We start from the raw sequence: 26417 nt of genomic DNA, 5'->3' as shown, positions 1-26417 counted from the left end.
CTTTGGTCCAACAACTTTACTCCTGCAAAAGCAAAAAAGCGGCTCTGGTCTTAGAAGACGGCACCATTTTTCTCGGTAAAGGCTTCGGAGCATCAACCAAACTTTCTGGTGAAGTAGTTTTCTCCACCTCCATGGTTGGTTACCCTGAGGCACTCACAGACCCGTCCTACCGCGGACAAATTCTAACCCTAACTTATCCGCTCGTAGGCAACTATGGCGTTCCACCTTATGACCTGAATATGGGGCTGCCGCTTTACTTTGAATCTGAACGTATCCAAACTCAAGGCTTAATTATCCATGGGCTCTGCACGGAGCCGTACCATTGGGCTTCCACGCGGACTCTGGACAAATGGCTTCAAGACGAAGGTATCCCCGGCATAAGCGGCGTGGACTCCCGAAGGCTCACTAAGAAACTTCGAACCCACGGGGTGATGCTGGGCATCCTTAAAGTCTGCGCCGAAAACGAAGAACTAAACCTTGACGCCTTGCAGCAGGAAGCACAAAGCATTCCTGACCCTAACCTGACCGACTTGGTTAGTGAAGTTAGCGTAAAGGAACCTGTGCAGTACAAGGCAGAAGGCAAACACACCGTGGTACTCATCGACTGCGGCGTCAAAAACAGCATAATACGCAATCTCCTCCGCCGAGGCATGGATGTGATTCGTGTTCCTTATGATACTTCTGCCCAGGATGTTCTCAGCTACAACCCCGACGGCGTATTCTTAAGCAACGGACCAGGCGACCCTAAGAGATGCGTCAAAACCATCGAAACCATGAAGGTGCTCGTAGAGGAGAAACCTGTCATGGGCATCTGTTTGGGCGCGCAGATTCTGACGCTTTCCCAGGGTGGAAACACTTACAAGATGAAGTTTGGGCATCGGAGCCAAAACCAGCCTGCGCTGGACCTGAAAACTAACCGGTGCTACATAACCACCCAAAATCACGGGTACGCTGCGGAATTTGACTGCCTCTCCAAGACGCCTCTGGAATGCTGGTTCATCAACGCCAATGACAAATCCGTCGAAGGCATGCGGCACAAAACCAAACCCGTTTTTGCCGTGCAATGGCATCCTGAAGCCTCACCGGGACCCTACGACACCGAATTTCTCTTTGACATTTTCATCAAAAACATGGAGTCAAAACAGTAATGCCTAAGCTCGAATGGATCAAGAAAGTTCTGGTTCTGGGAAGCGGCGCAATTAAAATCGGTGAAGCCGCAGAATTTGACTACAGCGGCAGCCAATGTCTTAAAGCCCTCAAAGAAGAAGGCATCGAAACCGTTCTCATTAACCCCAACATTGCAACCATCCAAACCGACCCGCGATTGTCTGGCAAGGTTTACTTGCTTCCTGTCACGCCTGAGTACGTGGAGAAAGTCATCGCCAAAGAACGCCCCGATGGGGTCCTGCTGGGTTTCGGTGGGCAAACGGCGTTGAACTGCGGTATTGAACTCCACAAACAGGGCATACTGGAAAAGTACAACGTTAAAGTTTTAGGCACCCCTGTGCAAGCCATCGAGGACACGGGCGACCGCGAACGCTTCCGAGAAGCCATGCTCAAAGCAGGTGTTCCTCCCCTTAGAAGCAAAGCGGCGACCACCGTTAGCGGCGCGTTGGATGTAGCAAACGAAATTGGCTACCCCGTCATCGTCCGCGTTGCCTACACTTTGGGCGGCAAAGGCGCAGGCGTAGCCCATACCGAGAGCGAACTTAAAGAAATCGTAACCCGTGGTTTAGCCCAAAGCCGCATCAGCCAAGTTCTCGTCGAAGAGTACGTGGGGCACTGGAAAGAAGTCGAATACGAAGTTATGCGTGACTTTAACGATAACTGCCTCACCGTCTGTAACATGGAAAACTTTGACCCTATGGGGGTCCACACGGGTGACTCTATTGTTGTGGCGCCCTCGCAGACCATGACTAACCGTGAATATCACCTTATCCGCAGCACCTCCATAAACGCTATCCGCGCCTTAGGTATCGTGGGCGAATGCAACATTCAATGGGCGTTGCACCCAAAAAGCGAAGAGTACCGTGTCATAGAAGTCAACAGCCGCATGAGCCGAAGCAGTGCCCTTGCCAGCAAAGTCACAGGCTACCCCCTCGCCTACATAGCCACAAAGCTGACCATCGGCTACACGTTGCCTGAATTGCTCAACCAAGTCACCCAAGTCACCACCGCCTGCTTTGAACCCGCCCTAGACTACATCACCGTCAAAATTCCCCGCTGGGACCTGCAGAAATTCAAGTACGCCGACCGCCACGTTGGACCCCAAATGCGTAGCGTCGGGGAAGTTATGTCTATTGGGCGATGCCTTGAAGAAGCCCTGCAGAAAGCTGTACGTATGCTTGACACGGGCAAGCTGGGTTTGGTTTGTAACCCTGAGGACTCCGAGATTGAACCCATAGAACGTATCCGTGAAGTTCTTCAAAACCCCACTGACCAACGGCTCTACAAGTTGGTCAAAGCCCTCAAAATGGGGTTATCCATCGAAGAAATCTATCAGCTTAGCGGCGTGGATCCCTTCTTTTTACATAAAATCCAAAACATCATCAACATGGAAACCAAACTGCGGGAGCTTCACCTCAAAGACAGCACCGCCACCGAAACCGTACGCGAAGCAAAACGCCTCGGCTTCTCTGATGAGCAAATCGCTATCTGCACGGACACGACCGAGCCTGAAGTGCGGCAGTTCAGAAAAACCGCTGGTATTGTGCCTGTGGTGAAGCAGATTGACACTTTGGCGGCTGAGTACCCCGCTAAAACCAACTACCTGTACTTGACTTATGGCGGCGACGAAGACGACATTGAACTGAGCAAATCTAAAAGTAAAGTCTTAGTTTTGGGTGCGGGCGTGTTCCGTATTGGTTCCAGTGTAGAGTTTGACTGGTGCGGGGTTAACACGGTTTGGGCGCTCAAAAAGTACGGCGTCCAAGAAGCCATCATGGTTAACTATAATCCTGAAACCGTCAGCACCGACTATGACGTTTCGGACAAACTGTACTTTGAAGAGTTAAGTCCTGAACGCATACTGGACATTTACGAGAAGGAAAACCCGCAGGGACTCATAGCCAGCGTAGGCGGACAAATCCCCAATACCCTTGCCATGAAATTGGCTCACAGCGGAGTTAAACTGCTTGGCACTGCCGCCGAAGACATCGACCGCGCTGAAGACCGCTCCAAATTCAGCGAACTCCTTGACAAACTCGACATCCCCCAGCCGCCATGGAGCAAGCTCGCCAGCATCGAAGGCGCCAAACTGTTCGCCGAAAAAATCGGCTACCCCGTTATAGTGCGTCCCAGCTATGTGCTTTCGGGCTCGGCTATGCGGGTCGCCTACGACGAAACCTCGCTTGACAACTTTTTGAAGTTGGCTGCCAAAGTAAGCCGCGACCAACCCGTTGTTATTTCTAAATTCATCGAGGGCGCCAAGGAAGTCGAAGCTGACGGCGTCTCAGACGGCGAAACCTGCCTCATCGGCGCAGTCATTGAGCATGTGGAAAACGCGGGCGTCCACAGCGGCGATGCAACCATGACTATTCCGCCGCAAACGTTAACTCCTGACATTCTTAAGAAAGTGGAAGATGCAACCCAAAAAATTGTCAAAGCCCTCAAAATCAAAGGTCCCTATAACATCCAGTACCTTGTGAAAGACGGCGAAGTGAGCGTTATCGAATGCAACCTGCGCGCTTCCCGCTCCATTCCGTTTGTAAGCAAGACCCGCGGCGTAAATCTTATTGAACTCGCCACTTTGGCGATGTTGGATAAGAAATTTGGTGTAGCCCTCAAAAGCTGCGATTTGCCCCCCATACAGCATGTGGGCGTGAAGGTGCCCCAATTCAGTTTCATGCGTTTAAGCGGCGCTGACCCCGTTTTGGGCGTTGAGATGCTCAGTACGGGTGAAGTGGCTTGTTTGGGAGAAAACTTTGCTGACGCATTTTCTAAAGCGCTTCAGTCCGCCGAGTTTCGTATGCCCCCTCAAAACGGCTCCGTGCTCATAACGGTTGGCGGCGACGAACCTAAACGACGTGCGGTTGAGTTGGCGAAGGCGTTTGAGGCGATGGGCTTTAAAATCTACGCCACCAAACACACTGCAGAAGTTATGCATGCGGGCGGGGTAGACAGCGTTAACACCCTCTACAAGATTAAGGAAGCTGGCGAAAACCCCAACATCTTGGATTTCTTGCAGGACCGCAAAATTGACTTAGTCATCAATGTGCCTTTGCCTAACAAACGCACCAGCTACGCAGACGTGTTGACCGATGGCTACATCATACGGCGGCAAGCGGTAGAGTTTAACGTTCCTGTTATCGTGAACTTAGAATTGGCGTCGGCGCTTGTCCATGTGTTGCAGCAACACAACGGCACCACCATACGTTCCCTCAACGAATACATGAATGCTCTGCCTTGGAAGCTCTGGTAACCAAATTTTTTCTTTTGGATGTTGGGCTTCACGTTCTCTTTCTTTTTGAAGCCTAAAGCAAGATGGTTGTTGATTGACTGACACTTTCAAAAAGTTCCGTTGCTTTTTCCCACATCATATTATACCACTGCTTTGTTAGTCGCACAAGATTGAGGTTGTTTGACCAAAGATAAGGCTGCGCTAATGTGTGCACTCTGGTCATGGTTGAAATGAACACTTCTCTGTTATCTTTTATAACTACGATGGCTGGCGGGGAGCGCTGGGTAAATCTTAGGCTAAACTGGGGTTTTCTTTTCTGTAACGCCAAAACAGACGCTGGCAACCGATACGGCACCTCTGACCTGTAAAGTATGTCCCTAATTTTTACTCCTCTGTCTAAGGCTTCAACCTCTAACTCAAACTTTCTTTCATGCCCCACAATTCCTTCTTGGAAATAATTAATCATGTCAACACTTACTTTGCTCGTCTGCCACATTTTAACAAAGTTTTTCTCAATCGGCTCTTTCTGGGGAATCAAAATGAAGTCGCCAATTTCGCCTCGTACCTCCTTTTTTCCAGCCATACCTTTGATAGCTCTTGATATTTCCTCGCATTCCCTCTCCAACGCCATAGTCTGTTGGTCTCTGCGTTCAAGCAGCATCGAGAGCCCTTCTTCAATGGGTATGGGTTTATACCTGTTGGGTTTGGCGATTATTTTTTCCACAAATCCTTTTTCTTGAAGCTCTGACAACACACGGTAAACGTCTTGTGAGGCTACTTTAGCCATTTTTGCGGTTGCTCTTCCCGTTGAGGTTCCTGTTTTTGTAAGAGCGATGTAGACTCTTGCCTGCAGTACCGTGAGACCCAAATCTGCAAGTGTTTGCACTATCCCTTCTTGAAACAACTATTATCTCTCTCCAAAGATTGCGTGTAAAAAATATCTGTCCTTCCTTTTTTAAGATTTTTTCTAAAACACGTAGCCTTAATCAAAATGGTCTTGATTCTGGAACTATAGTTTACTTTTTGTTGCTCTTCTTTGACTGTTGCCTCTGCGAATCCGTTTCTTTAGTCTTTTCTAATCTCTATTTCTTTAAACAATTGGTAGTCGGGCGACTTACTGGGACATTTTAAAAACCAAACTAGTCCACCTGTTGTTTCATTAATTATGGAGACGAAGATATGTCTATAATACAATATTTTACAAATCGGAAGACTCAACAACGGCAACTCTCCAAAGCTTTCTGTCTACTCCTATTGATAGCTCTTGCAATGCCTCTGCTTACCCTTCCAACCTCTAATGCTCAAGTTCAGAAGCAAACTTACGCTTACATCGGGGCTTTGCCTAACCCTGCTGGTGTTGGACAAGAAATCCTGTTGCACGTGGGAATTACAGATGCCTCAAATTGGCAACAAGGACCTTGGACAGGTCTGACCGTGGATGTCACAAGACCCGACGGCACAAAAGAGACCTTGGGTCCCCTTACTACTGACTTAACCGGCGGAACAGGCACCGTTTACATGGCCGATCAAGTTGGCATATACACCTTCCAAACTCACTCTCCTGATCAAGGGCCACTCACGGCGACCATAAGTGGAACTGGCGCAGCAGGTACATTGCTTTTAGCCAGCAGTAGCGAACCTCTTTCGGTTGTTGTTCAAGAAACAATGCCTCCGTCCTATCCTGGCTTTTCACTTCCAACAGAATACTGGACACGTCCAATTGACTCTCAAATCAGGGAATGGGCATCAATTGCAGGAAGCTGGGTCGCTTCACCTGACAACCTGTACGCACCATACAATGATGGACCTGAAAGTGCCCACGTGCTCTGGACAAAACCGCTTGAAATGGGCGGATTGGTAGGAGGTGACCTTGATGGGCACTCTATGGAGATGGGGGATGCTTACGAAGGCAAATTCCTCTCGTCCGTGATTATCAACGGAATTCTCTACTACAACACAATTAACACCCAAGGCAGAGGAAGCGTAGCTATAGAAAACCAGGAGGTCTGCGCAGTTGACCTGCACACAGGCGAAGAACTCTGGTGTAAACCCCTCTTAGACGCTAACGGCGTGGTTCAAAGCTTATCGTTTGGTCAAACCTTCTACTGGGACGGATTCAACGGGCACGGCGTTTTCACTTACCTGTGGACAACCAGCGGCACCACCTGGAACGCATATGATGCTTTCACTGGTGACTGGTCATACACTGTAACCGATGTGCCTTCAGGCAGCAACGTATACGGTCCACATGGCGAAATCTACCGATACACCCTCAACACAGATGCAGGTTGGATGACTCTTTGGAATTCAAGCAAAACCGTTAACCCCCAAGACACAGGTAGCAGCCAAGACGGCAGTTGGGGTCGATACCTAAACACTGCACAGTACCCCCGAGTGTTCCCTGCTTCCCGTGGAATCCAATGGAACATCACCATACCCACAGGGCTGACTGGTAGCGTCGTAGCGACATACTACGACGACAAAGTTGTTGGTGCACAAATAACCTCTTCCTCCGTTAGAATGTGGGGCTTAAGCCTCAAACAAGGTCAGGAAGGCACTTTGCTATTCGATAACACCTGGGCTGCTCCCGCTGATTGGGTTTCAGGCAACCAAACTGTGCAATGGATGACCGCAAGCGCGGAAGATAACGTTGGCGTTCTGTTCTCAAAGGAAACCTGCCAAAACTATGGCTTTAGCCTAACAACAGGCGAGTACATGTGGGGACCAACCGAATCCCAGTACTACTTAGATGCTTTGGACGACACTAAAGCTGGAGCCCGAGTCATCGCCTACGGAAAACTCTACTCGGCAAGCGTCAGCGGTATCGTATACTGCTATGACGTCCAAACCGGTGACCGCCTCTGGAAATATGAAGCCAACGACACATACACCGAAATCTTGTGGGCTAACACTTGGTGGCTAAGACCTCTGTTTGTTACGGACGGAAAACTCTACGTCGGTCACTACGAACATTCAGCTATTGACCCCCGACCAAGAGGTGCACCCTTCATTTGTCTGGATGCTGAAACTGGCGAAGAAATCTGGAAAGTAGATGGCATGTTCCGACAAACCCGCTGGGGTGGACGTGCTATCATCGGCGACAGCATAATCGCAACAATGGACACCTACGACCAGCGTATTTATGCCATAGGCAAAGGACCCAGCGCGACAACCGTGGAGGCGCCCCTGACTGGCATAGCCGCAGGCAACAGCTTAGTAATGCGTGGCACCGTGACTGACATCTCCCCAGGCACCCAAGAATACGCCCTAACCGCCCGCTTCCCCAACGGTGTACCCGCTGTATCGGATGAAAGTATGAGTGACTGGATGCTCTACGTCTACAAACAATTTCCAAAGCCAGATGTGACAGGCGTATCAGTGTATCTGACTGCTCTTGACCCCAACGGCAACACCCAAGAAATCGGAACAGTAACCACGGATGAACTGGGCAACTTTGCAGTTCCATGGACGCCACCAGTATCTGGCTTTTACACGGTCACTGCAACTTTCGAAGGCTCCAACGCCTACTACGGCAGCGAGGCAGGAACCTCCTTTGTAGTCTCAGAAACATCCGCAGCGGTACCTGCAGTAGTAGCTCCAACAATCCCAACGGTCTCCACTCCAACACCCCTGCAGTCAGTTTCACCTTCCCCCAGCGAAGCACCCCCGCCACCAACCAGCGCTATGCCGACCACAACCTACATCGCGATAGGTGCAGCCGTAATAGTCATAATTGCAGTTGCAGCTGTTCTTGTGTTGAGAAGACGAAAATAAACCATTGCACTCTCCTTCTTCCCTTTTTTGTTTGAAAGTTGAAAGAAAAACATGGGCTGAGAAGGCTCTGGAGCATGAAGTTTCACCTTGCTCGTTGGGCTCATTTTCTTTCTCTCCTTGTTTTCTGCTCCAAAGCCCCAGCAAACCGCATGAGATATGGAGAGGCACTTAAGTGTGCTGATTGGCTTGCGAAGAATTGACTTTATTCTTTTTCATGTTGCTCTTGTAGAAGCTTGGTGCAGATTTGTCTAGGCCAGTTCTCGTGTGCCCGATATAAGGTCATTTCTATTTTTTCGATGCCTTTTATGCTGGCGAGTTGTTCTTGAAATTTAAAAATTTCTTCAAAGCTTCGCACTGGAATGAGAAAGGACATATCACATGGTCCGAGCATTTTGTCCGCAATAATCACATTGGGGAATTTTGTTATTTTGTCGTATATTTGGTCGATTTCTCTGTGGTTTTCTTCTCTGATTTTTAAAGTGAACCCAACTGAGGCTTCAAAGCCAAGTTTTTTCAGATTGACTGTTATCGAGCAATACGCGAACGCGGTTTTTTTCAGGTTATTGTATCGTCTGATTACCATCTGAGGTGAAATTCCCAGCTGTTTTGCGATGTCTTTGAAGGGGATGCGCGCGTCTTTTGATACAATTTTTGCTATTTCTTTATCAATTTCGTCCATCTTGTTCCTCTTCAGCGATTTGAAGGTTCTCTGGGAAAACTGTTCGATTGGTTTGGATAACAGGGTTTGAGTCTACTGCCGTTACGCCCTCAATTTCCCTTAATTGGGTTATTGTTTTGTTTAAATCTGGTATGTCGCGGGCTATTATGAAACACAGGATGTTTCTTCCTCCAACTCCTTCGGCAGTCTGCATAATTGTGGGTATCTTCTCTAATTTACTGATAACCCGTGCCATCTTATCGGGGTCAACTCTTAGCCCTCCGTAGGCAAAAAACTTGTACCCAAAAGATTGCGGGTTCATTTCTGTGATTTCACCCGTGATTATTCCATCCTGTTTTAGCCGGTTGTAGTGTGTTCTTATCAAGTTGGGGTGGACCGCGCAGTCTTTGGCGATTTCTACAAAACTAGTGCGTGCATCCTTTAGTAGAGCCTTTAAAATGGTTACGTCTATTTTGTCAATTTTTCGGTGTTTTCCCAAGAGGTGAACGCCGCCTACCTTAAAGCGCCCTAATCAAAATATTAAGCTTCTCTATGTTGCGGTTTGCAAATGTACCTTTATGTATCTCTGAATGGAATAAAAACTTCAAAACAGTTGATGAATTGAGTTTTTTTTACGTTTGGTTGGTGTATTGTGGAAAAATTTATATGCATACTCCTAAGAGGTAGGTTATTCAAAAAAAGAGAGCGATAACATTGGAGAGAAAAATAAACAAAATTATAGTTTCGACAATCTTGATTCTGACAATCGCTATGTCTATGCTTGCTTTGCCAAACGCAGTCGCACATGATCCCCCGCAAGAAGTCCCAACATATGCTTATCTTACCGCTGCCCCTGACCCCATTGGTGTGGACCAACAAATAACCCTTGTTTTCTGGCTTGACAAATATCCGCCTACCGCAGCTGGCTTTGGCGGTGACCGCTGGACAGATATGACAATTGAAGTCACCAAACCCGATGGACACACCGAAACCTTGGGCCCCTTTGTATCTGACCCTGTAGGAGGCGGTTATGCCCTATACACGCCTGACCAAGTGGGGGTTTACAATTTTGTCTTCAACTTTCCAGGTCAAGTCTTGGGTCTCAACAACCCTGTCACCGGCTTACCTGGTAGTTCAAGCCCCTACATCGGCGACTACTACCTGCCAAGCAGCTTTTCAACTTCCCTGACAGTGCAGTCTGCGCCGATAAGTCCGACAGAAGACTTCCCTCTTCCGAGCGGTTACTGGACGCGACCTATAGATGGGCAAAACACCAATTGGGCTACAGTTGCCTCGAATTGGCTTTCTGGAAGTGCTATCAAAACTAGATATCAGCCTGACGGTGATGCCCCTGGCAGTGCACACGTGATGTGGACTAGACCAATTCAGTTCGGCGGTGTTGTCGGCGGAAGCACTACCCTTCCCAATGGCATAACTTTCTATGACGGGACCAACTACGAAAACAAATTCGGCAACCCAATAATCCTGTACGGGCGACTCTACTACACAATCCCCCGAAGCAACTCACAACCAGGCGGATTTAATGATGTAATAGGCGGCGGCTACGTCTGTGTAGACCTACAAACTGGCGAAGAACTATGGAGCAGAACTGATTTGGGCAATACCCTAACAGCACCCAGCTTTGGACAACTCTACGATTACGAATCCTTAAACCAGCACGGTGTTATCCCTAACGGCTATCTGTGGTCAACTAGTGGCGGCGGTGGTTTCTTTGGTCCTGGAGGTCCAGAAAATTGGACGGCGTATGACCCACTTGATGGCGAAATGCTATTCAAGCTAACTAATGTTCCTCCTGGCACTGAGATTCGGGGACCAAACGGCGAGATACTCCGATACGTACTCAACACACAGGGTAACTGGCTTGGACTTTGGAATAACACTGCACCCCACGATTTAACCGGCTCAGCGAACCCGACAGACTACACAAGCACAGACTATAACCAATGGCGTCCCGTAGGCAAAACAGTTGATGCAAGCAACGCATACTCTTGGAACGTGACAATACCCCAACTAGCTCCAGGCTCCTCCATAATCGGGGCATCCTACAATGATGTGGTGATTGTTAGTACACCCCTAACGGGCTTCTTGGGCTTTGGTACACCCGAAACTACCACAGTGAGTGGAATAAGCGTTAAAGACGATGAAACTAAAGGTCAAATTCTGTGGACAGTCGACATTTCAGCACCCGCTGGCAACCAGACGCGCTCCTTCGTAGGATTAGACGCCACAGCTCGTGCATTCGTTTACTTTGACAAAGAAACCATCTCTTACACCGCTTACAGCATGGATGATGGGCACGAACTTTGGGGTCCAACGCCCTCTGAGAACCCGTGGAACTTCTATTCTGGAGGCGGCGGCGCCATGAGCACAGTTTCGTTAGCTGGAGGCAAACTTTACTCAACTGGATATTCAGGCGTACTCTACTGCTACGACCTAGAGACAGGCGACCTGCTTTGGACTTATAATGCACCCTCAGGGTTAGACACCCCTTACACTGGATACCCACTGGGCATTGCTGGCGTTGCGGATGGAAAAATCTATTTGCACACAAATGAGCACTCATGTAACGCTCCATACTGGAAAGGCGTATTGGTTCGATGCGTAGACACTTCAGATGGCACAGAACTGTGGACTCTGTATGGTCACGGCGCCTCAACTTCTGGTAACGCTGGCGCGGCTATTGCAGACGGCTACTTTGTATACTTAAACAACTACGACATGCAAATCTACTGCATCGGTAAAGGTCCAAGTGAAGTTACTGTTGATGCACCTTTGACTGCTGTTTCTCTGGGACAAACTCTGCTCCTCCGCGGAACAGTGACCGACAAAGCAGCAGGCGCTAAACAGTTAGTTGAGAGCGGCGAATTCAACACTGTTCCAGCGATGTCTGACGAAAGCATGGGCGACTGGATGAATTACATACATATGCAAAAGCCAAAACCCACTGATGTAACTGGCGTTGAAGTGCATTTAACTGCCATTGACCCCAACGGCAACAGTCAAGATATCGGTACAGCAATTAGCAATGACTTAGGCAACTATGCTATTCCGTGGACTCCGCCAGTTGAAGGCGTGTACATTGTCACCGCTACCTTTGAAGGTTCCAACTCTTACTATCCAAGTGAGGCAGGAACTTCGTTTGTTGTCTCTGAAGCCGCAGCAGCTGTGATAACGCCAACTCCACCCGCACCAACACCCACTCCAGTTGCACCCACCCCAACCCCCACACAGCCCGTTTCACCTTCCCCCAGCGAAGCTCCACAACCAACTAGCGCAGGCACGCCAACAATCACATATGTTGCCATAGCCGCAGCAGTCCTTGTCATCATCGTTGCAGCAGCGGTTCTTGTACTACGGAAACGCAAATGATATCCGCAAAAAACACTCCCCTTTTTCCTTTTTTCTTGAAAAATAGCCATGTGAGTAAAGTTTGGGGCTGAATGGGTTTTGGCGATGAATTTCCAACTTTGCTTGTTGGTTTTTCTTTCATCTCTCCTAAAAGATTGCGTTCCAAAGCCCCAGCAAACCTTCTTTCTTCTAAATGCGTTATCCGTGAGGAAACATGACAAATTTGTTCTGAAAGTTCAAAGAGTTATTTAAGAAACTAAGTGCCTCGAGGGCAGAATTTTATGTGTTGATTAAAAGGTGTCCTACCTATCCTAATGTTTGAGGCAGAGAAACCCTTTTCCCGCAAGTGAACGCTGGAAACCTACATATTCCCTACATTTGCTGTTTCAAGTGCCCTTTCAAAGTAACTCTTAGCCAACTCTACGATATGAGGGTTGTTTGACACTATTCGAGAGCTTTCGCCAGGGCGTTCATTTGAAGTGCATATCCACACTCTCTTATCATCACGAATGGATAAAAGAACCCCCTCAGAATAAGGAAGAACTTTCAGTATGAAATTTTGGTATTGAGTTAATTGGGTTAATTCTTTTGCCAATGCTAAGATGTTTTTTTCATTGCTAGGTTTATACAATAATACGGTTATTTTTACTCCTCTTTTCAATGCATCAAGATATGCATTAGCAAACTTTTCCCTGAACAGTGGTAAGCCATATTCTTGTAGCAGTCTTTCTGAAGTTAGGTTTTTTACGCTTCTTTCCACTTTTTTCATTTCCTTTTCCATGGTGTGATAAGCCATTTCTGCTCTTGGGACACAGAAAGTGCACTCTTCTTGCTGCAAAATTTCCCTGTGACCAATTGAATGCTCAAAAATGCGGGTGGCATCTTTCTGAATTTGGATGACTTCAGATTTCTGCTTATTAAACAAGATTTGCAGTAGCTCTTTTAGCGGGGTCGCCTTGTACTCGACTGGATTTGTTAAAATCTTTAGCAGGAAGCCTTTCTCTTCAAGTTGAGTTATTGAGCGATATGTTTCTGCCCTGTCCAAATGTGCAATCTTGGCGATTGTGCTAACTTTTGATTTGTCCAATTTGACAAGTGTCAAATAGACCTTAGCCTGCGAAGCAGTGAAGCCTAATTTAGTTAATATCTGGATGCTTTCATCCTCCGCCATGACTAATTCTCTCCTATCTTGGTTCGTGCGGAGAGGGTCATATTTATTAAACGTATTTATCACTTTCCAATTTCGTTCTAACGTTTGCTTCTTGATTTTGTCGCCACATACCTGCGGTTGAAACTTTCAATCGCAACACGTTATATTTCATAACTACACACCGTTCTGAAAATTGAAGAGGAATAAGTTTGGAAAATAGCTTTAAAAAAAAACTAAACAAAGCAATATCAGTTTTTGTTTTGATGGTGCTTGTCACTTCAATGCTAATGGCTTCCTTGTCATTGGCTAATGCTCAGACAACTCTTCCTACGTATGCATATCTTAGCGCTTCCCCAAATCCAGCAGGAATTAATCAGCAAGTAACCATCTCAATGTGGCTGAACATAATCAATCCACTAACAACAGACATAATCGATACTGGCGTTAGATGGGATGGTTACACAATGGCAATAACTAAGCCGGACGGAACCAGTCAAACGTTGGGTCCGTTTACAGCAGACAACGCAGCATTTGCAAACACTCTATATGCACCTGATCAAATTGGCAACTACACCCTAAAGTTCAGTTTTCCAGGACAGCATGTTACAGGAACTGGAGTTCTCGGAGCACCTGTAGACGCTTATTACGCACCAAGCAGTTTCTCGACAACGCTCACAGTACAAAACATATCCTCATCGTCAACGCCACAAGCTTCACTTCCCACAAGTTACTGGGCACGTCCAATAAACTCTCAAAACCAAGAGTGGTACTCGGTCTCAGGAAATTGGTTTGCTACAACTCCAGCAGAAGCTGACAGTTACAGTGACTATGCTGCCCCATACACAACGGGTCCTGATAGTGCTCATATTCTTTGGACAAAGCCTCTGATGGCTGGAGGACTAATCGGGGGCGAATTCGGAAGCAGTCTTACAAGCAATTACTATCAAGGTCGGGATTATCAACAGGCCTTCACTCCCCCAGTCGTAATCAACGGAGTACTTTACTATAATGCGCCCATTGCTCCTTACCAGGGATACTATGCGGTAAATCTGAAAACAGGACAGACCCTGTGGTGCTGCAATGCCACCAGTCCTGCAACTAATCCTAATCGACCGCAAGCAATAACATTAGGTCAAGTTTACAGCTTTGATACCCCAAATCAAGAGGGCGGTACACCATACTTGTGGAATACTGCAGGCTCCACTTGGTATATGTACGATGCTAACACAGGAAATCAGATATTGCAAATTAATGGTGCAACAAGCGGCACTATGGTGACAGGCCCTAACGGTGAGTTGCTGGCATACATTCTCGGAAAGGGTTGGATAGCAATGTGGAACTCATCTCAGTGCATCCAAGAATCCACTCAATATAACCTCTTTAGGCACATTGACGACTGGACTTGGAGACCTGGAATCAATGCGAGTCTTAGCTGGAGTGCTGGTTTACAATGGAACGTTTCGGTAACAACTTACTCTGGAGAATCAATAACAAAAATTAATTCAGGCGTAGTACTTACGGCTCAAATTAGCGGACAAAGTGCGTCTGTTAGTCCACTCGGCTCTACAATGATAGTAGGTTATGACTCGACAACAGGGCAACAGCTTTGGGTTGCTAATGTAACACTCCCGTCGGGGCCTGCAACCTCCTATGCCTATCAAATGGGGCCTATGGCTGATGGTGTGTTTACTACGTATGATGCTTATGCTATGCAGTGGTATGGCTGGAATGCTTACACTGGAGAGCTGTTGTGGGGTCCGACAGTACCTGATCCTGATCCCTGGGGTTCAGTGCCCGTTTCCGGTGGTTCTGCAATCTCTAGCGGAGTTCTATATGGAGTAACTGCAGCTGGTGTTCGAGCTTTTAACCTAACAAATGGCCAGGAACTGTGGTCATTTAGTGGATATCAGAGTGGCGCGGACGTTCCGAGCTTCAACTACTATCCTTTCATACACGCTGCAATCCTTGTTGCGGACGGAAAAGTATATGTAACAAATGGCGTCTCGCATGGAGACCCACTGTTTCGAGGCATGCAACTTTACTGCGTAAACGCCACTTCTGGAGTCTTGCTTTGGAGCACCAGTTCGTTCACCACTGATAACCTCGTTATAGCAGATGGTGTCCTTTTAGCACACAACGACTATGACAATCAGATTTACGCGTATGGTAAAGGTCCAAGCGCCACAACAGTTACGGCACCCGACTCTGTTCAGTCGTTAGGCAATGAAGTACTGCTTCAGGGAACGGTAATTGATATTTCTGCTGGTTCTTATCAGGAAGCGGTTGCAGCAAACTTTCCGTATGGTCTTCCGTGTGTTTCTGATGAGAGCATGACTCAATGGATGGAATACGTGTACGAGCAGCAGCCAAAGCCAACTGACGTGACTGGTGTTGAAGTGCATTTGACGGCCATTGACCCGAACGGTAACTTCCAAGACCTAGGCTACATAACTAGCGACTATACGGGCTCCTATAGTACTCTATGGGTTCCACCAGTATCCGGCAAGTACGTAGTTACGGCAACTTTCGAAGGAAGCGCATCCTACTATGGTTCATCGTCAAAAACAGCAGCTTTCTTTGTATCGGAAGCAGCAGCGCCAGCGATAGCCACGCCAACTCAACCGGCATCTCAGACACCAACATCGTCCTCTTCAGCTCCAGTACAGTCAGTTGCGCCTTCACCCTTGCCTAGCGAAGCTCCACAGCCAGCAACTAGCGGTGTACCGCCGACAACTTACATTGCGATAACCGCGGCAGCAGTTATCATAGCCGTAGTCGTAGCAGCAGTCGTTCTGAAAAGACACAAGTAAGCACCTACCTTCTTTCTCTTTTTTTGAAAGAAATAAAGTTCAATTGGAAAAAACGGGGGCTGAGTGGGCTCTGGAAATGAATTTCCAACTTGCTTGTTGGTTTTTCGTTCTTTCTCTCCTATGAACGCCCGTCCAGAGCCCCAGCAAGCCCTCCCAAAATGCCTTTGAGACACATTTTGACGACGCGTTTTCGGTCGAACTTTGGAAGGCTGCCTGCCCTTTTGTGACAAAATTTGACGTTTCCCGCCGTTCCCTGTCACATCCCGCCTATCCCCGACGCATGTTAAGCCCATTTCCGACGCAGAAACAAAAAAACAGCCCAAAACAAGCCCAACAAAAACGTAGGGGAGTCTAACAGAAATAGCGCCAATACAGAGCGCCCGCAAAACGCCAACGGCATCAGTAGACAAATATTGAAGGGCAAACTTTACATACAAAAACAACGCAGCAAACACAACGGTGACCAAATGAAGTACCTGTTAGTCGTCGGCGACGGCATGGCAGATTACCCTGTCCCCGAATTAAGCAATAAAACTCCCCTTCAGGTGGCACATAAACCCAACATGGACGCCTTAGCCGCTAAAGGGCGAAGTGGGCTCATTAAAAACGTTCCTGACGACATGAATCCCGGCTCCGAAACCGCCATCCTTTCGCTTCTGGGCTATGACCCCCACATCTACTGCACGGGCAGGGGACCACTTGAGACACCCGCCAGAGGCATAACCCTCAACGAAAACGATGTTGCCTTCCGATGTAACTTTATAACGGAAAAAGATGGGGTTTTAGTGGACTACGCAGCAGGGCACATTACAACTCCTGAAGCTGAACAGTTAATCCACGCCCTAAACGAAGCCTTTGGCGTACCTGGAAAAGTCGAGTTTTATTCGGGGCTTGACTATCGGCACTTTCTGATTCTGCGTAACGTTCTCCACTCTAAAAGTCTTACTTGCTTTCCACCTCACGATGCTGTGGGTGCAAAAATCTCCGAGGTGCTCCCTAAAACTGAGTCTCCCTGTGCTCAAGAAACGGTAACTCAACTCAAAACGTTGATTGAGAAATCCAAAATTATCTTAGAAAACCACCCCGTTAACGCTGCCCGAATGAACACTGGCAAAAACCCCGCGAACATGATTTGGCTTTGGGGCGGCGGACCAAAACCCTCCATGGAGACTTTTAAACAGAAGTACGGTTTGAAGGCAGCTGTGATTTCGGCAGTGGATTTGGTCAAAGGAATTGGCGCATACGCGGGCATGCAAGTCATAACCGTTGCGGGCGCCACAGGTTTGAGCGACACCAATTATGAGGGCAAAGCCGACGCCGCATTGAAAGCTTTGGAAGACAACGATTTGGTTTTTGTACATGTGGAAGCCCCCGATGAAGCGGGTCATGTGAAAGATTCTGCGTTGAAGGTGAAAACAATCGAGGACCTTGACCAGCGACTGTTGGGCAGACTGCTTAACGGTCTTGATGCGCCTTGTGCGGTTGCGTTGCTTCCTGACCACCCGACTCCAATTACAGTTGGAACGCATACCCGAGACCCCGTACCCTTCACAATTTCTTCCCCCACAATACAAGCCGACGACGTTGCAACCTTTGACGAGGTCTCGGCTAAAAACGGTGGCTTTGGGCTCGTAACTGCTGAAAGCCTACTGTCCCTTCTCCTATGGGCAGGACAAAAATAGGGTCTCAGTTTTTCCTACTTGGCGAAGTGATTAGGGGCGCCTTTTTTTCGTCTAAAATTAACGACGCAAAAACGTTAAGTGGCCATTCACGGAAAGGTTTGTGAATAACAAATTCTGATTCCTCAATGCCTTTAACTTTGCGAACCTGCTCTTTAACTTTGAACAGGTCTTCAAAGTCTCTTAATGCAACCATGAACCGCAGGTCATAGCGTCCAATAATTCTGATTATAACAATAACATTGGGGATTTCTAGAATCTGGCTGTAAATCGCTGGGATTTCACTTTTGTTAGCAACTTTGATGAATACGTTAGCCATAGCGTTGTAGCCGAGTTTCTTCAAATCAACCGTGATTGTTGAAAGCGTGAGCAATTTGTCTTTAAGCCTGCTGTATCTCTGGATGACGTTCTTGGTTGAAATATTTAGCTCTTCAGCTATTTTTTTGAAGGGCTTTCTGGCATTCCGAACTAGCGTCTTTGCGATTTCCAGGTCGTTTTGATCAATTTTTACACTTGAGACATAAGACGTGGCTGGATACAGAACCTTTATTGGTTGTTTCTTGTCATCGAGTGCAGGGTGAATAAGCAAGTTTTCTGGGAGGTCCATGTTTGTTGTTTCAACCCAAATCATGGTTTCCAAACTTTTTATTCGTGGGTTAGCTTCAATTTCTTCTTGGATTTGGGCTAGTTTTTCGACACTTGGTAGAACTGTGAATGTTCCAATGTTAGATTTCCAAAATGGAGCTGGTCCACTCATTGCTGTGTATGGGTTTGCTCGAAGGAACTCTAAAACTTCTTTTTCATCTTCAATGTTTGTAGTGATGCCCAAGTCTGCGACAAAATTGTATCCTATGGCTTTGGGGTTTACCTGCATTATTTCTCCAGTGATTACTTTTTCTTTTTTTAACCTTTCAAACCGTACTCTCACGGCGCTAACTGAAATTCCACATTCTGCTGCGATGTCTGTGAATGTAGTGCGTGCTTCTTTTAGCAAATTCTTTAGGATTCGTGCGTCAATTTCGTCTATTTTAGGGTTATCAAGCAATTCTGTATCCTTGCTGCCAGTTATTTTCTTTAAGTATTTTTTTCGTTACAGTTAAAGCTTTTGAACACTTCTTTTCTGTCAGTTTTTGTCAGTTTTGGTTGGTTTTTTTTCTTTTTTTGCCGATATTTGGATAAATGTTATATACAAATTCTGCTGAAAGGTGTCCTTTACGGAAAATTAGGAGAAAAGAAAATGAACGTTTCGATAGGAAACATTCTCATGAGAAAGACCTCAACCCACAAAGTTGCGGCAACTCTGACCACGCTATTTCTGGCACTTATCCTTACTTCCACGCTCGTTGCTCTGCCAAACGTCTCTGCACATGATCCCCCGCAAGAAGTCCCAACATATGCTTATCTTACCGCTGCTCCTGACCCCGTGGGCGTTGGACAACCAGTATCTCTCATCTTCTGGCTGGATAAGGTTCCGCCTACCGCAGCTGGCTTTGGCGGTGACCGCTGGGTTGATATGACAATTGAAGTCACCAAACCCGATGGACACACCGAAACCTTAGGGCCACTGACTTCCGACCCAGTTGGCGGCGGTTACGCTAGTTACACCCCTGACCAGACAGGAAAGTACACTTTTGTGTTCACCTTTCCTGGTCAGGTTGCCAGTCTATATAACCCTCTAACGGGTTTGATTGGTAGCCCAAGCGCCTATGTCAACGACACCTACCTCGCTAGCACAGCAACGGCAACGCTTGTTGTTCAACCAGCAGCGGTATCAGCAGTCGCAGATTTTCCTTTGCCGACAAGCTACTGGACCCGACCCATTGAAGGACAAAACACCAACTGGGCAACCATCGCATCGAACTCTCTGTCTGGAAGCGCAATAACTGGGCACTTCCAACCTGATGGTGTTGCTCCAGCAAGTGCTCACATAATGTGGACCAAACCGCTCTCCTTCGGAGGTGTCGTAGGAGGAAGCAATACCCTTCCAAACGACATCACCTATTATGATGGAACCAACTATGAAGGCAAATTTGGTGACCCTATAATTCTCAACGGCAGACTCTACTACAGCCTACCTAAAAGCGACGCTACCACCGGCGGCGGATACGTTTGTGTTGACTTACAAACAGGCGAGGAACTTTGGCATAGCACCACTTTAGGTAACACTCTAAAGGCGCCCTCGTTTGCTCAGCTTTACGACTACGAATCAATGAATCAGCACGGAGTTATCCCCAACGGTTACTTGTGGTCTACAACAGGCGGTGGCTTCTTTGGACCTGTAGGTCCCGCTAACTGGACTGCATACGACCCGCTAAATGGCGAATGGTTATTCACGCTGACAAACGTACCCACTGGCACAGAAATCATGGGTCCACACGGCGAGATACTGCGTTATATCCTCAACGTTCAGAATGGCTGGTTGGCTCTATGGAATAACACGGCAGTGCAAGCCCTGACTGCATCCACAAACCCCGCCGACTACACAAGCACCGACTATTATCAATGGCGTCCCGTAGGCAAAACAGTTGATGCAAGCAACGCATACTCTTGGAACGTGACAATACCCCAACTAACATCTGGCTCCTCCATAGTCGCCGTGGTCTACGATGACATGGTTATTGTCAGCACTCCCTTGACTTCTTTCCTTGGCTTTGGCACCCCTGCAATCACCACCGTTAGCGCTTTGAGTTTGAAAGAAGAAAACCGCGGTCAACTGCTGTGGACGATGGAGATGCCCGCGCCGTCAGGAAATGCCACCCGCGCCTTCGGGGCAATTGATGCGACTGCACGTGTCTTTACCTACTTTGACAAAGAGACCATTTCATGGACCGGCTACAGCATGGACACTGGCTCGGAACTTTGGACGACCGCCTCTGAAAACCCCTGGAACTTCTATTCAGGCGCAGGCGGTGCCATGACAACCTCCGCAGCAGCATACGGCAAGCTTTTCTCAACTGGATACTCTGGTGAAGTATACTGCTATGACCTGACAAATGGTGATGTCCTGTGGACTTATAATGCGCCTTCTGGGCTGGAAACACCCTACAGCGGCTATCCGCTTGGCATTTCTGGAATTGCTGATGGCAAGATATACTTGGCCACTAACGAACACTCTTCTGGTGCGCCTTACTGGAAGCAGGCAAAAGTGCGCTGTTTAGATGTAACCAATGGTGACGAACTGTGGACTCTATATGCACACGGCGCCTCGTCATACGGTGACGGCGGTGCAGCAATTGCAGACGGCTACTTTGTTTACCTTAACCTCTATGACATGCAAGTCTACTGCATCGGCAAAGGACCCAGCGAAGTAACGGTTGACGCCCCCTCCGTAGCCATAAACCACGGTCAAAGCCTGATAATCCGTGGAACAGTTACCGACCGCGCAGCAGGCGCAAAACAACTGGTTGACAGCGGCGAATTCAACACTGTCCCCGCAGTTTCTGACGCAAGCATGGGTGAATGGATGGAGTATCTTTACATGCAGAAACCAATGCCGACAAATGTGGAGGGTGTGCAAGTGCATTTGACTGCTCTTGACCCCAACGGAAACACTCAAGACATGGGCAACGTAACAACAGACAAAAGCGGACTGTACAGCTATTTGTGGTCGCCACCAGTGCCTGGAAAATACACAGTTATTGCCACATTTGAAGGAAGCAGCTCTTACTGGCCCTCAAGTGCAGAAACAGCAATCGGCGTAATGGAAGCAGCCGCACCCATAGTCACAACGCCCTCCCCGACAATAGCACCCACTTCGCCGGCGCAGACTCAGGCACCCACGCAAACGCCAACTTCTCCCTCGCCTAGCATTGCCCCTCAACCGACCAGCGGTGAACCCACAACGACATACATCGCCATCGGTGCAGTAGTGGTCATTGTTGTGGTGGCTGCAGCTGCCTTGATGCTTAAGCGTCGCAAGTAACCTCCCTTTCTTTTCTTTTTTTGCCTGTTTCTTATACACTCCCTTTTTTTTGGGTATTTTCGGCTGTTTTTATTGTCTATAAATTTATTTTTTTTCTTTCTGTGTATGTTTAAAGAAAAATCTTATATATGCTGACAAGATTGGTAATTGAAGAAAACCTCAAGGAGAGAAGGAAATGAAAAATAATCCGTTAACTAAAAGGTTTAAAATTAGAAAAAACGAACTCCTTGCTGCCACGCTGTTTTTTGCACTTGTTGTCTCTGTTTTCTCCGTCCTCCCTATTGCTGCCGCTCATGACCCTGCATGGACCATACCCACTTATGCCTACATCACGGCTGCACCCAAAACTGTGGGTGTCGGCGAAATCGCTGCCGTAGTCTTTTGGCTTAACTGGCCTCCACCAACCGCTGCTGGTTCTGGTGGTGACCGCTGGGTAGACTTAACCATTGAAGTCACTAAACCTGATGGACAAACTGAGCTTTTGGGGCCATTCACATCTGACCCTGTGGGTGGTGCTTACACTGCCTACACACCTGACCAGATTGGTACTTACACTTTCGTCTTTAACTTCCCAGGGCAAGTAGCCGCGTTGAACGGTCCCACTGGTGTCCCTGGCTCACCCAGCAACTACGTAAATGACACTTTCTCCGCTAGCACTGCAACCACTACCCTTATAGTTCAGCAAGAACGGTTGCCTACCCCCGAAAGCTATCCGCTTCCAACCAACTATTGGACGCGCCCAATTGAAGGACAAAACACCAACTGGGCTACATTAGCTTCAAACTGGCTTGGCAGCCCACAAATTTCAGGACGTGTACAACTAGACGGCGCAGCCGCTAACACTGCGCACATCATGTGGACAAAACCCCTCTCGTTCGGAGGCGTTGTGGGTGGAACTCGAACTGGAACCGACGGCATGACCTACTACTCTGGAACCGCATACGAAGGAAAAATGAGTAGCGCCCTAATCATCAACGGCAGACTCTACTACAATCTGCCCCGAAGCGACGTTCCCTCAGGCGACGGCTATGTCTGCGTCGACTTACGCACAGGCGAACAAATTTACTGGCAAAACATGCCTATGCCCTCTTTTGCTCAGCTTTACGACTATGAATCAATGAACCAACACGGGGTTGTTCCAAACGGCTTCATGTGGGCAACCACAGGCGGCGGCTTTTTTGGTCCCGTGGGCCCAGCTAACTGGACTGCATATGACCCAATTGACGGAAACTGGCTATTCACTCTGACTGGCGTTCCTGCAGGAACCAACGTGTATGGTCCAAACGGTGAAATCCTAATCTACCAACTCAGCCCAACAGGCAACTGGTTAGCCCTGTGGAATAACACGGCAGTTCAAGCATTAACTGGCGCTACCTCCCCAACAGACACAACCAGCAGCGGCGCATTCCAATGGCGCCCCGTAGGCAAAGTCACTGATGCAAGCAATGCCTATTCATGGAACGTCACCCTTCCCTCATCCGTAGGCGCGGGGGCTTCCATCTTAAAAGCAGTGTACGGTGACATGGTTATTGGCAGAACAGGCGCTTTTCCAACAGTTGGAACTTCATGGTCTGACTACACGCTTTGGGCAATAAACCTCAATGCCTCCAAGGGAGACATAGGCAAAGTGTTGTGGACACAACCAATGACTGCTCCCAGCGGCAACATTTCCGTTTCAATGGGACAAATTGACCCAATCAGCCGCGTATTCACCCTCTACTACAAAGAAACCATCCAATGGGTAGGCTACAGCATGGACACCGGAGCGCAAGTTTGGGGACCAACCCAATCAGAAGATGACTGGAACTTCTATGCCCTAACCACTGGAGCCTTCGGCGTAGGCGCATCCGCGGTCAACTACGGACGACTATACACCACTGGCTACTCTGGCATAATCTACTGTTACGACATGAAAACCGGTGACCTGCTTTGGAACTACACTCAACCACCCACGTTCGCAACGCCCTATGGTGCCTTCTCCTTGCTAATTGGCGCGGTCGCAGATGGCAAACTCTACGCCTACAGCTACGAGCACTCAGCAAACGCACCCCACTGGACAGGCTCTAAATTCCGATGCATCGACGCATTCAACGGCACCGAACTTTGGAATGTCGCTGGATGGGGCGCAGACGGCAGCGTTGCAGTCGCCGACGGATACGTAATCTACCTGAACCTCTATGACATGCAAATATACTGCTTTGGCCAAGGACTGAGCGCCACAGCCGTCTCGGCGTCACCCAAAGTCACAACCCAAGGTAGCAGCGTCCTAATCGAAGGCGCAGTCACCGACCAATCACCTGGTCAAACTTGCCTTGGCATCCCCGCGGCAGGCACCCCCGCAATTTCCGACGAAAGCATGAGCGAATGGATGGAGTACCTTTACATGCAAAAACCCCTGCCCTCAGACGCAACTGGCGTCACAGTAGAGTTGACTGCTCTTGACCCCAACGGCAACACGCAAATCATCGGCTCAGTAACAACTGACAAAGACGGTATGTTCAAGAAACTTTGGACCCCACCAGTTGAAGGCGAATACACCATAACCGCCACCTTCGAAGGAACCTGCTCATACTGGCCTTCCCATGCAGTGACCGCTATCGGCGTAACCTCTGCCCCTGAGCCAATCGTTACAGCAACACCCCCACAAACTTCCGCTCCGACATCCCCACCAACTTCAACACCTACGCAGACACTTTCCCCTTCACCCTCCCAAGCAGTTCAACCAACTAGTGGTGCTCCAACCGCAACCTATCTGGCAATAGGCGCTGCAGTGGTTATCATTGCCCTTGTAGCAGTAGCCCTCATCTTGAAGAAACGAAAGTGATGCCAAAACAACAAACATCCCTTTTTTCTTTGAAAACCGGAACGCTTGGCTTGTTGGAGGGGCCGAGTTAACTCTGGGAGCAATCACACTTGCTCGTTTGATTGTTCATCATCTCTCCTAGATCGGTCCAGAGTTTCGGCAAACCCTTCAACAAGATGTTTTTTCTTATTCCAAATCGTTTTCAAAGTATGTTACTGTGTTCATCTGAAGAGTATTAAATTGTAACTTTATTGAAATGGCTTTGAATGCGTCTGTGTACTTGTTCTGCAAAACCTATTAATAAGCGCAGACCAATCAGATGGCATTGGTTGGAGGTAAACGCGCTAAAACCTCAAAAAAATACACGAACAATCGAAGAAATAAACCAAAAAATTAGGAAAGGCGATGCGCAGGTTCTGACCGCTCAAGAAATGAAGCGTCTTGTAGAAAGTAGCGGTGTGGAAGTTGCGTTTAAAGAAGTTGATGTTGTAACAACGGGCACTTTTGGGGCAATGTGCAGTTCAGGTGCTATCCTAAATGTGGGGCACCCTGACCCGCCTATGAAACTTGAAAATGTCCACATTAACAACGTTCCCATCAGTCATCCCGGCGCAGCCGTGGACTTGTACATTGGCGCCACTGCCATGTCCGAAACGCAGCCGTTTGAGTATGGTGGTGGACATTTAATTGAGGACCTTGTTGCGGGCAAAGAGGTTGAGCTAGATGCCACTGCGTGCGGCACTGATTGTTATCCGCGGACAGAGCTGAAGACAACCCTGACTAAAGATGACTTTAACCAGTTTTATCTGCTTAACTTCCGTAACTGCTACCAGCATTACAACTGTGCGGTAAATAGCCGAGACGAAACCATCTACACTTACATGGGGAAACTGTTTCCGCGAATGCATAACGCCACCTTTTCAGGTGCCGGCGAGCTTAATCCCCTCATGAATGACCCTGACTACGAGACCATCGGCATTGGAACTCGCATCTTTCTGGGCGGCGCGCAGGGTTACGTTATCGGCGAAGGCACTCAGCATGAAGCCAAAAGCCAGAATGGCACGTTGATGGTTCGGGGGGACGCCAAGAAAATGAGTCCCGAGTTTCTGCGTGGGGCATCATTTACGCGGTATGGCACAACCCTGTACGTTGGTTTAGGCATACCTATTCCCATCCTTAATGAGGGGTTGGTGAAGAAAACCGCTATCCGCGACGAAGAAATCTTTACGGACGTAGTGGATTATGGGGTTCCCCGCAGAGACCGACCTAAATTGGCTAAAGTTAGCTACAAAGAATTAAAATCAGGCAGCATAACCTTGGGCGACAAACGAATAAAGGTCAGCTCGCTTTCCAGCATGAAAACAGCCCGCAAAGTTGCTGGAACCCTAAAGCAGTGGATTGCGGACGGCGAGTTCTTTTTGTCTTTGCCTGTGGAGCGGTTGCCTTTGGACACGATTTCCAAACCGATGAAGCAAACCGAAGCCACAGCTTTTGTGGTCAACGTAATGCAAAAAGCGGTGACCTGCAACGAAACCGAAGCCATCGGCGACATAGCCAAACGAATTGTGACTAAATCCGTTAACCACATCGTAGTTGTTGACGATTCAGGCAAACTCAATGGTATAGTGACTTCATGGGACATCACTCGTGCGTTAGCCGAAGGCAAATCTGCTTTGGCTGATATTGTTACTCGGCGGGTGTTTACGGCAAAACCTGATGAGCCGCTGGAAACTGCATCAAAGCGTTTGGCTCAGCACAACATTTCTGCGCTTCCGGTAATTGACAATGACAAGAAGGTTTTGGGGATAGTTACCTCTGAGGATGTCTCTAAACTGTTGGGGAGGAAATAAGCG

Annotated in this window: 14 protein-coding genes; 9 read left to right on the top strand and 5 right to left on the bottom strand. The window is 48.1% G+C overall.

Translation table 11 applies throughout. The annotated features are described in order from the left end of the window. Window positions 1–2 precede the first annotated feature (2 nt). Together carA and carB are read left to right on the top strand one after the other, a co-directional pair. Window positions 3–1148, top strand: coding sequence for a glutamine-hydrolyzing carbamoyl-phosphate synthase small subunit (gene carA / locus ACBZ72_10690; protein XES76636.1), 1146 nt, complete (start codon window positions 3–5; stop codon window positions 1146–1148). Next, entirely contained in the window at window positions 1148–4420 is a 3273-nt protein-coding gene (gene carB, locus ACBZ72_10685; GenBank protein XES76635.1) for a carbamoyl-phosphate synthase (glutamine-hydrolyzing) large subunit, read from the top strand. The genes carA and carB overlap by 1 nt, the downstream gene beginning before the upstream one ends. A 52-nt stretch (window positions 4421–4472) precedes the next feature. Here carB and ACBZ72_10680 read toward each other — a convergent pair whose 3' ends face one another. Continuing rightward, window positions 4473–5303 carry a TrmB family transcriptional regulator gene (locus tag ACBZ72_10680; protein ID XES76634.1) on the bottom strand — a complete coding sequence of 277 codons (831 nt, stop codon included), beginning with the start codon at window positions 5301–5303 and terminating at the stop codon, window positions 4473–4475. 275 nt (window positions 5304–5578) lie between these two features. Here ACBZ72_10680 and ACBZ72_10675 point away from each other — a divergent pair, with 275 nt between their 5' ends. Next, complete coding sequence (locus ACBZ72_10675) at window positions 5579–8173, top strand: PQQ-binding-like beta-propeller repeat protein (protein XES76633.1); 2595 nt, start codon at window positions 5579–5581, stop codon at window positions 8171–8173. 202 nt (window positions 8174–8375) lie between these two features. Here ACBZ72_10675 and ACBZ72_10670 read toward each other — a convergent pair whose 3' ends face one another. Then, window positions 8376–8852, bottom strand: coding sequence for an Lrp/AsnC family transcriptional regulator (locus ACBZ72_10670; GenBank protein XES76632.1), 477 nt, complete (start codon window positions 8850–8852; stop codon window positions 8376–8378). Beyond that, window positions 8839–9330: an Lrp/AsnC family transcriptional regulator gene (locus ACBZ72_10665; protein ID XES76631.1), complete on the bottom strand. Its 492-nt coding sequence runs from the start codon at window positions 9328–9330 to the stop codon at window positions 8839–8841. The genes ACBZ72_10670 and ACBZ72_10665 overlap by 14 nt, the downstream gene beginning before the upstream one ends. Before the next feature lie 215 nt (window positions 9331–9545). On the opposite strand from ACBZ72_10665, the gene ACBZ72_10660 reads away from it, so the two are divergent. Further along, window positions 9546–12221 (top strand): PQQ-binding-like beta-propeller repeat protein, encoded by a 2676-nt coding sequence (locus tag ACBZ72_10660; GenBank protein ID XES76630.1) that lies wholly within the window; start codon window positions 9546–9548, stop codon window positions 12219–12221. 340 nt (window positions 12222–12561) lie between these two features. On the opposite strand, the gene ACBZ72_10655 is transcribed toward ACBZ72_10660, so the two are convergent. Further along, window positions 12562–13371: a TrmB family transcriptional regulator gene (locus ACBZ72_10655; GenBank protein XES76629.1), complete on the bottom strand. Its 810-nt coding sequence runs from the start codon at window positions 13369–13371 to the stop codon at window positions 12562–12564. A 188-nt stretch (window positions 13372–13559) separates the two neighbouring features. Here ACBZ72_10655 and ACBZ72_10650 point away from each other — a divergent pair, with 188 nt between their 5' ends. Both ACBZ72_10650 and ACBZ72_10645 read left to right on the top strand, forming a co-directional pair. Then, window positions 13560–16160: a PQQ-binding-like beta-propeller repeat protein gene (locus ACBZ72_10650; protein ID XES76628.1), complete on the top strand. Its 2601-nt coding sequence runs from the start codon at window positions 13560–13562 to the stop codon at window positions 16158–16160. 467 nt (window positions 16161–16627) lie between these two features. Continuing rightward, the gene (locus ACBZ72_10645; GenBank protein ID XES76627.1) at window positions 16628–17842 is read left to right on the top strand and encodes a cofactor-independent phosphoglycerate mutase; all 1215 of its coding nucleotides are present in this window, start codon (window positions 16628–16630) and stop codon (window positions 17840–17842) included. A 4-nt stretch (window positions 17843–17846) separates the two neighbouring features. Here ACBZ72_10645 and ACBZ72_10640 read toward each other — a convergent pair whose 3' ends face one another. Then, complete coding sequence (locus ACBZ72_10640; protein XES76626.1) at window positions 17847–18884, bottom strand: Lrp/AsnC family transcriptional regulator; 1038 nt, start codon at window positions 18882–18884, stop codon at window positions 17847–17849. A gap of 192 nt (window positions 18885–19076) precedes the next feature. Between ACBZ72_10640 and ACBZ72_10635 the strand changes: the two genes are divergently transcribed. The 3 genes from ACBZ72_10635 (at window position 19077) to ACBZ72_10625 (ending at window position 26414) form a co-directional block, all read left to right on the top strand. Beyond that, entirely contained in the window at window positions 19077–21761 is a 2685-nt protein-coding gene (locus ACBZ72_10635) for a PQQ-binding-like beta-propeller repeat protein (protein ID XES76625.1), read from the top strand. A 175-nt stretch (window positions 21762–21936) separates the two neighbouring features. Further along, window positions 21937–24585, top strand: coding sequence for a PQQ-binding-like beta-propeller repeat protein (locus ACBZ72_10630; protein XES76624.1), 2649 nt, complete (start codon window positions 21937–21939; stop codon window positions 24583–24585). 308 nt (window positions 24586–24893) lie between these two features. Beyond that, entirely contained in the window at window positions 24894–26414 is a 1521-nt protein-coding gene (locus ACBZ72_10625) for a homocysteine biosynthesis protein (GenBank protein ID XES76623.1), read from the top strand. Window positions 26415–26417 lie beyond the last annotated feature (3 nt).

It is taken from the genome of Candidatus Bathyarchaeia archaeon, from assembly GCA_041447175.1.
Taxonomy (GTDB): Archaea; Thermoproteota; Bathyarchaeia; order Bathyarchaeales; family Bathycorpusculaceae; genus JADGNF01.
Note: the sequence above shows the minus strand (reverse complement) of the source record. Positions and strands in the feature narration are given on the sequence as shown.